The sequence below is a fragment of the Bradyrhizobium sp. 190 genome, from assembly GCF_023073415.1.
Lineage (GTDB): Bacteria > Pseudomonadota > Alphaproteobacteria > Rhizobiales > Xanthobacteraceae > Bradyrhizobium.
The window spans coordinates 357,622-369,547 of record NZ_JADPJL010000005.1 but is presented as its reverse complement, the minus strand read 5'-3'; the positions used below and the strand labels follow the sequence as shown (position 1 = coordinate 369,547).

The window sequence follows — 11,926 nt, the reverse complement described above, 5'->3', positions numbered from 1 at the left end:
ACGGTGAAGTCAGCCCTTTCGCGTGTGCCCCCAGGCCGCGTCCCAATCCTCGCCCGCGGCATCGATGACGCGGCCATCGGCCTCGAAGAACTTGTTCGGGACCTGGAAGATCGCGAGCATCAGCCCACCTTCCGGACACCAGGCGACATGGCGGCTGCCCTCCTCGCGCCAGATGAATTCACCCGCCTTGCATTCGATGCCCTGCGCCGGACCTTCCTTGTCGACGAGCGAGCCTTCAAGCACGTAGGTCTGCTCGATGTTGACATGCTCGTGGTCGGGCAGCACCGCGCCCGGCGCGAACCGCATCAGCGCGGTCATCAGGCCGGTCTTGCGATCGAACAGCAAGGTCTTGGCCTCGTAGCCGGGAAAACGCGTCTTCTGCCATTCCATGCTGTCGGGGCGAACCAGATGGGAATGCGTGTCAGCGGTCTGCGCGCCCTTCGGCGTCACGGCGTCCATGGCGATCCTCCGTTCTGCTTGTTTTGACGCGATCCTAGCAGCTTTGCCTTGGGCCGCCAGCCGGCAGGTGTGCGCTGCGGTGGCGCTTGTCTTGCTCAACCCCGCTGCCGACTATAGGATCGTCATACCTGCCACTCTCGGGAGTCACTGCTGAAAATGGCAGCTCTGCAACATTCGCTTATCTGCAAAGGGTGCTGGGAGCAGATGCATGTACCGGTGCTGCTTCGCGGCGTGGCCTCGGCGCCGTTTCGCGCATTCGGCATTCGGCCGAGCCGGATGAATCCCAATACCTGCACCATCTGCGAACTGATGTTCACGAAGGTCATGCGGGCTCGCAAGATCACCATCGACGCAACCATCATGTTTGCCGATCTCCGCGGCTACACCAGCCTGTCGCAGTCGCAATCGCCGGATGCCGTCTCAGGCCTGCTCGACGCGTTCTACGATGAATGCGCCAATGCAATCTGGGAGCACGACGGACTCCTCAATAAGACCATCGGCGACGCCGTGATGGCGGTATTCAATTTTCCCTTGAAGCGGGAAGCACACGTCAGAAATGCCGTGCTCGCCGCGCGCGAAATCCAGAACAACTGGCGCGACCGGCGCGAGAGCCTTGTCGAAGCGCACGGCCTCACCGCGAGCGAATTGGGGATCGGCATCGGCATCCATTGCGGTGAACTCAGTTTTGGCGAGTTCGGCCGATCGCACCGGGATCTGACGGCGATCGGCACCGTCGTCAACACCGCCTCCCGGGCCCAGTCGGTCGCCGAAGCCGACCAGATCCTCGTGACGAAGGCCGTGTTTGACCGCGCCCAACCGGATTTGAGGGACAGCCAATCAAAGGCGTTCCAGCTCAAGGGGTTCGATACCCCGATCGAGCTTTACGCCGCCTAGAGCCTTTTCCGTTCCGATGGAATCGGAACGGGGCTCGAGATTTTTGATTTGACGCGTTTTCTTGACGCGAACCGGCTTCCACCCCCGGATCAAGTCCGAGGGCATGCTTCGCTGGAAAACGCTCTTGCCTTGTTGGCCGGCCGCCATATCACCACAAATTCTTGCCGTCGATGACGGTGACCGGCACGGCGTCGAGGTCGAAATCATCAAACAGCCGCGAATTGACGCCGACCTTCGGATTGTCGAAGTCCGGCTTGCCGCTCGACCAGTCCGGCGACTCCGAATAGGTGCCGCAGCCGCAACCAGCGCAGAAATGATGCTTGACGGTGCGGCTGCCCCACAGGTAGGTCGCGACATTTTCCGCCGGCGACGTCAGGCGAAATTGCGCAGGCGTGTAGTAGGCCCATAGCGCGCCGCGCTTGGAACAAAGCGAACAGGTGCAGCACGTCACATCAGACGGCGCCTCGCTCACTTCGAATCGTGTGTTGCCGCAGTGACAACTTCCTTTGATGGCCAAGGTCCGCTCCTCCGCAATTGATCCTAAGGAGCTACGGTAGTAGCCGACGCCTGCTGCCAGCATACTGTCAGCAGGCAAACGCGCTTGCGCCAAAAAGCGGCGTCAGTCTTCCCGTGACGCATGCCAGACCGACTGCAGGTCTGTCCAGCGCTCGGGAAACCCCTCGCTCAACCTGGCGGTACCGCCGCAAGCCGGCAGGTGAACCCTCAGGGTCTCCCAATCCTTCGTTTCGCGCGGCGTGAGGTTGCGCAACATGATCACATCACGCGTGCGATTGATCTCGTCGAACCGATAGCTAGAGGCAGCGACACCATGCGGGTACTCGTACCAGAATTCGCCCTCCTTTTTGAAATTGCTCTGCGAACCCTCATAGAAGTCCGAGGTGAAGCAACTCGGAAGATTGAGCGCATTGAGAATCAGTGGAATGGCAGTGCCTGCCTGGCTGATCATGGCAAACACAGCGGTCGCCGTGGTCACCCCGCCGAAAAGCATGGCGAACAGATTGGGCTTAAACCCGCTCAGATACGTCGAAAAGAAGGTGGCGCGTGCTTTCTCCATGATTGCGGTCTCCCTCATCCGGCGACCAGTGCTGGCGAAATTGCGCCGCCGATCGCTCTAACCAGCCAAGATCCCGTCCCACGACACAAACCTTGCAGAAAAACGAGCGGTGCGAATGTGACCCAGCTCACAACCAACGGTGACATTGCCAAGCCCGCCCCGCATGTTCCGGCCTTGCGATTGCCGCTACCCTCGCCATCACGATTCCCGGCATCCCGCCGGCCCCGGAGCTGTGATCCTTGGGTTTCCTCTTCATCCTCATTGTCGGCCTGTTCGCCGGCATCATCTCGGGCATTGTCGGCACCGGCTCGTCGATCATGCTGATGCCGGTGCTGGTCTATCAATACGGGCCGAAGGAAGCGGTACCGATCATGGCGGTGGCAGCCGTGATGGCGAACCTGTCGCGCATTCTCGCCTGGTGGCGCGAGGTCGATTGGCGGGCCTGCCTCGCCTATTCGGTCACGGGGATTCCGGCCGCTGCGCTTGGCGCACGAACGCTGCTGGCGCTGCCCTCGCACGCCGTCGACATCGCGATCGGCCTGTTTCTCATCGCGATGGTGCCGGTACGGCACTGGCTTTCTCGTCATCAGCTCAAGGCGCAGCTCTGGCACCTTGCGGTCGGCGGCGCGGTCATCGGCTATCTCACGGGCATCGTGGTCTCGACCGGTCCGCTCAGCGTACCGCTGTTTCTGTTTTACGGATTGACCAAGGGCGCCTTCCTCGCCACCGAAGCCGCAAGCTCGCTCGGGCTCTATCTGAGCAAGTCGGTCACGTTCGAGCGATTTGGTGCGCTGACGGCGGATATTGCGGTGAAGGGCCTGATCGCCGGCTCCTCACTGATGTTCGGCGCCTTCATCGCGAAAAGCTTCGTGCTGCGGCTCAAGCCTGACGTCTTTCGACTGTTGATGGATGGCATCATGGTGGTCGCCGGTCTCACCCTGCTGTGGACGGCATTTTCTTAAGGATACGGCTCTCCGCCTGAACCATTCGCCATCAATGCCCGACCAAGTGATGCCTGTCACATCCATTTCGTTTCATCGACAGGCCGCACCGGCTTGCCAACTGACACAAGACGCAACAGAAAGTGTCCGGCCGGCTTGCGTTGCGCCAGTCCACTTGATGCAGAACCGCCTGTAATAGGTTGTTTTCATCGGGGAGGCTGAAACAGTGGGCGCCATCATTTTTGACTTCGACGGGGTGATTGCCGACAGCGAAGCCATCGCGAATACGGTTCTGGCAGAAGCTGTAACCGACCTCGGTCATTCGACCACGCTCGACCAGGCGCTCACCCGCTATTCCGGCCGGAGACGAAGCCGTGGCGGAGATTGAAGCGGCGATCGGACAGCCGCCGCCTTCCGATTTTTCCGGCCAGCTCAAGCTTGCGACGCTGGACCGGTTTCGAACGGATTTGAAGGAAGTGAGCGGGGCGACAGATTTCATCAGACGATTTGCCCACATCCCCCGATGCATCGCCTCCTCCAGTTCGATTGATCGCCTGCAGCTGTGCCTTTCGGTGTTGGCCCTGGAAGCGGAATTCGGCAGTCATGTTTTCAGCGCGGATATGGTCGCGCGAGGAAAGCCGCACCCGGACATTTTCCTGTTCGCCGCAAGCAAATTGGGCGCGCGCCCGGCCCAGTGTCTCGTAATTGAGGACAGCGCAGGTGGGATCCGGGCGGCCGTTGCCGCCGGGATGACGGTCGTCGGCCTGTGCGCGGCCAGCCACATTCGCGAAGGACATGATCTCAAGCTGCGCGATGCCGGAGCTGTGCATCTGGCGAATTCATGGTCGGACGTCGAACGTTTCGCCCTTCACTTTTTCAATGGCTAGAACGCACGTCCTCCGGTGGTATCATGCCGGCGTGAACGGTGCCGGGTACCGTGGCATGGTGCATCATCCGATACATTCAATTTGGGGACGAGTGTCTTGAGCGCATTGGCGGAAACGGCCGATATCACAAATCTCCGAAGCGAAGCAGGCGGGCGAACCGACGCCCAGCAGGAGACCCAGAAGTTCGCTGAAGCGGCGATTGCGGACAGCAAGCGCCAGGGTCTCCTTCTCGCTGTCCGGGCCCGCTGGGTCGCGCTGGCGGTGATTGCCGTTACCTTGCCGATCATCAACCCGAACTGGGACGCGATATACTACGTCGTGATGCTCGGCTTTTTTGCCTTGATCGGCTGGGCCCAACTCAAGGTCGGCAAAGTGGGCCGTTCGCTGCCGGAGCTTTTCCTGATCTTTTGCGATCTGGCGTTACTTACCCTCCTCACCGTCGTGCCCAATCCGTTGAGTACCGAGAACTGGCCGGTCGGCATGCAATTCCGATTCGAGACTTTCATCTATTTCTTTGTGTTCCTGGCAACCGGCACACTTGCCTATTCGTGGCGAACGGTGGTCGCGATGGGCTTCTGGACCTCTGCCGTGTGGGCGATCGGCGTCGGCTGGGCCTACCTGCAGCCCGAAACCCACGCCGAGTTGTCGGAACGCGTGCGGGCCGCTGTCGGCTCCGACGTCAGAATGTTCGACATCATCAACCCCGCAGCGGTCGGCATTCCGACGCGATTCCAGGAAATCACGGTGTTCCTGATCGTCGCCATGACGTTGGCGCTGGCGGTGCGCCGTTCCAACGCTCTGCTGATCAGCCACGCCGGAATCGAGCGCGAACGGGCCAACCTCGCGCGGTATTCTTCCCCCAATGTCGTCGAGCAATTGTCTGGAAACGACGAGCCTCTCAAACAGGTCCGAACGCAGAATGTTGCGGTGCTGTTCGCCGACATCGTCGATTTCACCGCTTACACGGATGGCCGAAGCCCAATGGAGGTCATTGGGACACTGCGACTATTCCACGAGCGGATGGAACGAGAGGTGTTCCGGCATGGCGGAACGCTGGACAAGTATCTTGGTGACGGATTGATGGCGACGTTTGGCACACCCTCCGCCAGCGATTCGGACGCCGGAAACGCGCTGCGCTGCGCGCAGGCCATGATCAGGTCGATCGGCGAGTTCAATCGCGAACGAAAAAATCGCGGCGAGCCGCCGATCCGCGTCAGCGTCGGGCTACACTATGGTGAAGTCGTGCTCGGGGATATCGGCTTGAACCGGCTCGAATTCGCTGTCATCGGCACGGCAGTGAACGCGGCAAGCCGGCTTGAATCACTTACCCGCGAACTCGGCTGCGCCATCGTGGTCAGCGACGCGCTGGTGCGTCAGGCCCGGGCGGAATTGAACCATTCCAGCGCCGACCTCGCGTTGCTTGTCGAGCGGCCAGCACAGATCATTCGTGGACTCGAGCAACCGGTTGGCATCTGGACGTGTGCCAACATTGCTCCCTGATGTCCTGATGCGCGCGATGGATGCATAGGCACTCATCGCGCCGCGGCTTCTTTTCGTGCTATGAGTCCTGCCCGTTCCATTGAGACTGCGACTCACTCCCTTCATGGCCAAATCCACCCTCTCCTTTGTCTGCCAGAACTGCGGCGCGGCGTATAACCGCTGGCAGGGCAAGTGCGAGTCCTGCGGCGAGTGGAACACGCTGGCCGAAGAGGACACGACCGGCAGCGTGCCGGTGTCTATCCGTTCAAAGCGCCGGGGCCGAACGTTTGCGCTGGAAAGCCTCACCGGCAAGAGTAACGACGCCCCCCGTCTGTCCTCCGGCATGACCGAGCTCGATCGCGTCACCGGCGGCGGCTTCGTCCGTGGCTCGGTGCTTTTGGTCGGCGGCGATCCCGGCATCGGCAAATCGACTTTGTTGACGCAGGCCACCAGCATGCTGGCCCGCGCCGGCCATCGCGCCGTCTATATTTCGGGCGAAGAAGCCGTGGCGCAGGTGCGGCTGCGCGCCGAGCGGCTGGGATTGGCGGATGCACCGGTGCAGCTTGCGGCCGAAACGTCGGTCGAGGACATCGTCTCGACGCTGTCGGAGGGCGCGGTGCCGCGCCTGATCGTGATCGATTCGATCCAAACCATGTGGACCGACACGGTGGAGTCGGCGCCGGGAACGGTGACGCAGGTCCGCGCCTCGGCGCAGGCGCTCATTCGTTTCGCCAAGAAAAGCGGCGCAGCGATCATTCTGGTTGGGCACGTCACCAAGGACGGCCAGATCGCGGGCCCCCGCGTCGTCGAGCACATGGTCGACGCGGTGCTGTCGTTCGAGGGCGAAGGCTCGCAACAATTCCGCATCCTGCGCGCGGTCAAAAATCGATTCGGCCCGACCGACGAGATCGGCGTGTTCGAGATGACGGGTCTCGGCCTCCGCGAAGTCTCCAACCCCTCCGAATTGTTCCTTTCTGAACGCGATCTGGGCAGTCCGGGCACGGCGGTATTTGCAGGCATCGAAGGCACCCGCCCGGTGCTGGTGGAGTTACAGGCGTTGGTGGCGCCGACCACGCTCGGCACCCCCAGGCGGGCCGTGGTGGGCTGGGACCCGAGCCGGCTGTCGATGGTCCTGGCGGTGCTGGAGGCCCATTGCGGGGTCAAACTGTCCGGCTACGACGTCTATCTGAACGTCGCCGGGGGCCTGCGTATCCAGGAGCCCGCGGCCGACCTTGCGGCAGCAGCCGCCCTGGTGTCCTCCTTGGTGAACGCTCCGTTACCGACAGATGCGGTTTATTTCGGCGAGATTTCACTCTCGGGCGCGGTCCGGCCGGTGGCGCAGACCTCGGCTCGGTTGAAAGAGGCCGCAAAACTGGGATTTGGGCGCGCCGTTCTGCCCGAATCGGCGCGTGGGGAGGTCGGCTCCGACGGCGGTCTGACGCTGAACACCGTCGGCGGATTGACCAGCCTGGTCGCCGAAATCGCCGCGCGTGGCAGCCCAAGAAACGGCGGGGCCGGCAACCGGGAAGCCAGTCGCGAGGGTGTGACGGAGAAAAATGCCACACCGGCGCGATTCCGTCGTGAAAACAGCTAAAGCGGCGTGACGCGCCCGGCCGTCGCCGCTATACAACGCGCGCGAAAGGCGGGTGGAATGGCGCGATATCCGGCCTTGCGGGATGCGCCGTCTGCCCCTCACTTGGGGGTGATCCTAGCCCGCCGATTCGCTGCTTGAGAACTTACGAGCGGACCTGACCAGCCGATGCCGATAACGATACTCGATCTCGTCCTGCTCGGAGTGATGCTGATTTCGGGGCTGCTCGCCATGGTGCGCGGCTTCATGCGCGAAATCCTGTCGATCGCAGCATGGGGCGCGGCGGCGCTGGTGACGCTGTATGCCTTCTCGAAGCTGCTGCCGACCGCCAAGGCCTATTTCAACAACGACACGGTGGCTTCCGTGGTGGTGGTGGCCGGCACCTTCATCGGCACGCTGATCATAGTCTCCATCATCACGGTGCGGATCTCGGACATGATCCTGGATTCCCGGATCGGCGCACTGGACCGCACGCTCGGCTTCCTGTTTGGGTTGGGTCGCGGCCTTTTGATCGTGGTGGTCGCGTTCCTGTTCTTCAGTTGGCTGGTCCCGGACAAGCAGCGGCCGGACTGGATCACCGGAGCCAAGTCGCGGGTGGTCCTGCAGGGAACCGGGGATTGGTTAATGTCGCTCTTGCCGGACGATCCCGAGAACACCATCTTAAAGAGATTCAAGAAGAATAAACCGGAAGACGATCAAACTGACGCCGACCAGGCAGCCCCTGCGTCCGGCGATGGCTACAGTAAACCTGCCCGCGACAGCCTTAAAAAGCTGATCGAAAAACCCGCGGGCCGCTAATTCTGGCCAAATAGAGAGGCGATGGACGCGATGCAAAACCCTTCCGATCCCGCCGGCCAACTCGATCCGAATCTTGATTTAAATCTTGGTATCGAGTTGCAGGACGATCTCGAAGGCGACACGCTACGCGAGGAATGCGGCGTGTTCGGCATCTTCGGCCACCCGGAAGCCGCCGCCGTCACCGCGCTCGGGCTGCACGCTTTGCAGCACCGCGGCCAGGAGGCCGCCGGCATCGTCTCCTTCGACGGCTCGCGGTTTCACTCGGAGAAGCGGCTCGGCCTGGTCGGCGACACCTTCTCCCGCCGCGAGGTGATCGAGCGCCTCCCCGGCAACCTCGCGGTCGGCCATGTGCGCTATTCCACGACCGGCGCCAACATCCTGCGCAACGTGCAGCCGCTGTTCGCCGAACTCAATGCCGGCGGTTTCGCGGTCGGCCACAACGGCAACCTCACCAACGGGCTGAGCCTGCGCCGCGAACTGGTGCGCAACGGCGCCATGATGCAATCCACCAACGACACCGAAGTGATCCTGCACCTGGTGGCGCAGTCGAAGCGCGGCCGCTTCATCGATCGCTTCATCGAAGCGCTGCGCACGATCGAGGGCGCCTATTCGCTGGTCGCGCTGACCAACAAGAAGCTGGTCGGCGCACGCGATCCCCTCGGCATCCGCCCGCTGGTGCTCGGCGACCTCGACGGCCGCCCGATCCTGACCTCGGAAACCTGCGCGCTCGACATGATCGGCGCCAAATATGTCCGCGACATCGAGCCCGGCGAAATCATCGTGTTCGACGAGACCGGCGCTAACAGCCACAAGCCGTTCCCGCCGAAGCCGCCGCGGCCCTGCATCTTCGAATACATCTATTTCTCGCGGCCAGATTCGATTGTCGGCGGCCGCTCGGTCTACGACGTCCGCAAAGCCTTCGGCGCGCAGCTCGCGCGCGAAAGCCATGTCGAGGTCGACGTCGTGGTGCCGGTGCCGGATTCCGGCGTGCCTGCCGCCCTCGGCTACAGCCAGTATTCCGGCGTGCCGTTCGAACTCGGCATCATCCGAAACCACTATGTCGGCCGCACCTTCATCCAGCCGACGCAGAGCGTGCGCGAACTCGGCGTGCGCATGAAGCATTCGGCCAACCGCGCCGCGATCGAGGGCAAGCGGATCATCCTGATCGACGACTCGCTGGTGCGCGGCACCACGTCGAAGAAGATCGTGCGCATGATGCGCGATGCCGGCGCCCGCGAGGTGCACTTCCGCCTCGCCTCGCCGCCGATCCTGTATCCCGACTATTACGGCATCGACCTGCCGGACCGCGGCGGACTTCTCGCCGCCACCCATACGCTGGAGGAGATGCGCGACATCATCGGCGCGGACTCGCTGGCGTTCCTGTCGATCGACGGCATGTACCGCGCCATGGGCGAGCCGGGCCGCGACCCCGCCAATCCAAAGTTCTCCGACCACTGCTTCACCGGCGCCTATCCGACCCACCTCACCGACCAGACCCAGGTCGAACCGCAGCCCCGTCAATTGTCGCTGCTGGCGGAAGCGAGCTAAGGGCGCGTTTCGGCAAGTAATCTGATCATTTTCCGTGATGGCCGGGCTTGTCCCGGCCATCCACGTCTGTAAAACCCGCCGCAAAGACGTGGATGCCCGGAACAAGGCCGGGCATGACGAAAGTGGCACGACATGACCAAACCCCTAACCTCCCGTATCGCCCTCGTCACCGGCGCCTCACGCGGCATCGGCTACGCTACCGCCCGTGCGCTTGCCCGCGCCGGCGCGCATGTCGTGGCCGTCGCGCGCACGCAAGGCGGGCTGGAGGAGCTCGACGACGAGATCCGGAAAGACGGCGGCAGCGCCACGCTGGTGCCGCTGAACCTCACCGATTTCGACGGCATCGCGCGGCTGGGCGCGGCGCTGCATGAACGCCACGGCAAGATCGACATTCTCGTCGGCAATGCCGGTATCGCCGGCCCCTCCTCGCCCCTCGGTCATATCGAACTGAAGCCGTGGAACGACGTCATCGCGGTGAACGTCACCGCGAACTTCCAGCTCATCCGCTGCATGGACCCGCTGCTCAGGGTCTCGGACGCCGGCCGCGCCGTGTTCGTGACCTCGGGCGCCGCCAGCAAGGCGAACGCCTATCAGGCGCCCTACGCGGCCTCGAAGGCTGCGCTGGACACGCTGGTGCGCTCCTGGGCCAACGAGACCGTGAGCACGAAACTGCGTGTCAATCTGTTCAGCCCCGGCCCGATCCGCACCCGCATGCGCGCCAGCGTATTTCCCGGCGAGGACCCGATGACGCTGGATACGCCGGAGCAGGCGGCGGAATTCATCGTGCCGATGTGCACGCCTGAGTGGGACGAGACCGGCAAGCTCTATGACTACAAGACCCGCACGCTGATAAGTTTTCGTGCGCCGGAGTGAGTTTCTCTTGTCCCGGGCGCGATGCAGCGCGTAGCGGTGCATCGCAGAACCCGGACCTATTGTCCGACGGCCGTAGAAGCATGGGCCCCGGCTCTGCAGCGCACCGCTAACGCGCTGCGCTGCGTCCGGGGCACGAGACCCAAGCGCGATTGACACCTCCCCCTCCCCGCGATTGACTGCCCGTCCAAGCGGGGAGCAACCCGCCAACAAGATCAAGGGAGGACGCCATCATGCCGACGCATCACGCGCGCTCGAAACCTGGCGCCAACATTTTTTCCAGAAGCATTCTTGCCGGCCTTGCGCTGATCGGCGTATCCGCTCTTTTTTCGCCGGCACGCGCCGGCGACGTCCCGACGTTTGCAGTCGATGCGTCCTGGCCAAAACCGCTGCCGAACAACTGGATCCTCGGCCAGGTCGGCGGCATCACGGTCGATGCGCAGGGTCATATCTGGGTGATCCATCGTCCGCGCTCGCTCACCGACGACGAAAAGGGTGCTGCGCTGAATCCGCCCCGCTCGAAATGCTGCGTCTCGGCACCGCCGGTGCTCGAGTTCGACGCCGACGGCAATCTGCTGCGCTCCTGGGGCGGCCCCGGCGAAGGCTACGAATGGGTCGGCCGTGAACATGGCATTGAAGTGGATGAGAAAGGTTTCGTATGGGTCGGCGGCAACGCCGACAACGACAATGCAATCCTGAAATTCACCGGCGACGGCAAGTTCGTGATGCAGATCGGCAAGATCGCGCCGAGCAAGGGTTCTGGCGACACCACGCAGCTCGGCAAGCCCGCCGAGACCGCTGTCGACAAGGACGCCAACGAAATCTTCGTTGCCGACGGCTACGGCAATCGCCGCATCATCGTATTTGATGCGACGACCGGCGCCTACAAGCGGCACTGGGGCGCCTACGGCAAGCCGCCCAGTGATGACAGGCAACCGCCCTACGATCCCAACGGACCGGCCCCGCAGCAATTCGCCAACCCCGTGCATTGCGTGAAGCTCGCCAGTGACGGGTTGCTCTATGTCTGCGATCGCATGAACAACCGCATCCAGGTGTTCAGGAAAGATGGAACCTTCGTTAAGGAATGGTTCTACGAAAAGAACACACGGGGTAATGGCGCGGTGTGGGATATCGCGATCTGGCCTGACTCCAAGCAGACCTATTTGCTGAGCGCCGATGGCGAGAACAACGAAATCCGGGTGCTGATACGGGATGATGGTACCGTAGTCGGCAGTTTTGGCCGCAGCGGCCGCAATGCCGGCCAGTTCCACTGGATTCACGCCATGGCGGTGGATGCCAAGGGTAACGTCTATACAGCGGAAGTCGACACCGGTAAGCGGATCCAGAAGTTCAAGCTGACATCGGACGCGCTACGATAGGTGCA

General features: G+C 62.6%; 13 protein-coding genes. 10 read left to right on the top strand and 3 right to left on the bottom strand.

The genetic code is table 11. The annotated features are described in order from the left end of the window. Positions 1-9 precede the first annotated feature (9 nt). The gene (locus IVB22_RS02990; protein WP_247515814.1) at positions 10-459 is read right to left on the bottom strand and encodes a cupin domain-containing protein; all 450 of its coding nucleotides are present in this window, start codon (positions 457-459) and stop codon (positions 10-12) included. 165 nt (positions 460-624) lie between these two features. On the opposite strand from IVB22_RS02990, the gene IVB22_RS02985 reads away from it, so the two are divergent. Next, positions 625-1,353, top strand: a complete 729-nt coding sequence (locus IVB22_RS02985; protein ID WP_247515966.1) for an adenylate/guanylate cyclase domain-containing protein — start codon at positions 625-627, stop codon at positions 1,351-1,353. Positions 1,354-1,501: 148 nt separating this feature from the next. Here IVB22_RS02985 and IVB22_RS02980 read toward each other — a convergent pair whose 3' ends face one another. After that, complete coding sequence (locus IVB22_RS02980; protein ID WP_247515813.1) at positions 1,502-1,870, bottom strand: GFA family protein; 369 nt, start codon at positions 1,868-1,870, stop codon at positions 1,502-1,504. A gap of 102 nt (positions 1,871-1,972) precedes the next feature. Then, a complete protein-coding gene (locus IVB22_RS02975; RefSeq protein WP_247515812.1) occupies positions 1,973-2,428 on the bottom strand; it encodes a hypothetical protein in 456 nt (151 codons plus the stop codon). A gap of 239 nt (positions 2,429-2,667) precedes the next feature. On the opposite strand from IVB22_RS02975, the gene IVB22_RS02970 reads away from it, so the two are divergent. From IVB22_RS02970 to IVB22_RS02930, 9 genes are all read left to right on the top strand, one after another. Further along, entirely contained in the window at positions 2,668-3,390 is a 723-nt protein-coding gene (locus IVB22_RS02970; protein WP_247515811.1) for a sulfite exporter TauE/SafE family protein, read from the top strand. Between the two features lie 205 nt (positions 3,391-3,595). Beyond that, entirely contained in the window at positions 3,596-3,757 is a 162-nt protein-coding gene (locus tag IVB22_RS02965) for a hypothetical protein (protein ID WP_247515810.1), read from the top strand. Then, positions 3,744-4,256, top strand: coding sequence for an HAD-IA family hydrolase (locus IVB22_RS02960; RefSeq protein ID WP_247515809.1), 513 nt, complete (start codon positions 3,744-3,746; stop codon positions 4,254-4,256). The genes IVB22_RS02965 and IVB22_RS02960 overlap by 14 nt, the downstream gene beginning before the upstream one ends. A 96-nt stretch (positions 4,257-4,352) precedes the next feature. Continuing rightward, on the top strand, positions 4,353-5,756 hold the full coding sequence (locus tag IVB22_RS02955) for an adenylate/guanylate cyclase domain-containing protein (RefSeq protein ID WP_247515808.1): 1,404 nt from the start codon (positions 4,353-4,355) through the stop codon (positions 5,754-5,756). Positions 5,757-5,859: 103 nt separating this feature from the next. Next, entirely contained in the window at positions 5,860-7,329 is a 1,470-nt protein-coding gene (gene radA, locus IVB22_RS02950; protein WP_247515807.1) for a DNA repair protein RadA, read from the top strand. Positions 7,330-7,494: 165 nt separating this feature from the next. Next, positions 7,495-8,124: a CvpA family protein gene (locus IVB22_RS02945; RefSeq protein WP_247515806.1), complete on the top strand. Its 630-nt coding sequence runs from the start codon at positions 7,495-7,497 to the stop codon at positions 8,122-8,124. A gap of 30 nt (positions 8,125-8,154) precedes the next feature. Further along, a complete protein-coding gene (purF, locus tag IVB22_RS02940) occupies positions 8,155-9,672 on the top strand; it encodes an amidophosphoribosyltransferase (protein WP_247515965.1) in 1,518 nt (505 codons plus the stop codon). Between the two features lie 132 nt (positions 9,673-9,804). Continuing rightward, positions 9,805-10,545, top strand: coding sequence for an SDR family NAD(P)-dependent oxidoreductase (locus tag IVB22_RS02935; protein ID WP_247515805.1), 741 nt, complete (start codon positions 9,805-9,807; stop codon positions 10,543-10,545). A gap of 230 nt (positions 10,546-10,775) precedes the next feature. Beyond that, on the top strand, positions 10,776-11,921 hold the full coding sequence (locus IVB22_RS02930) for a hypothetical protein (RefSeq protein WP_247515804.1): 1,146 nt from the start codon (positions 10,776-10,778) through the stop codon (positions 11,919-11,921). Positions 11,922-11,926: the final 5 nt, after the last annotated feature.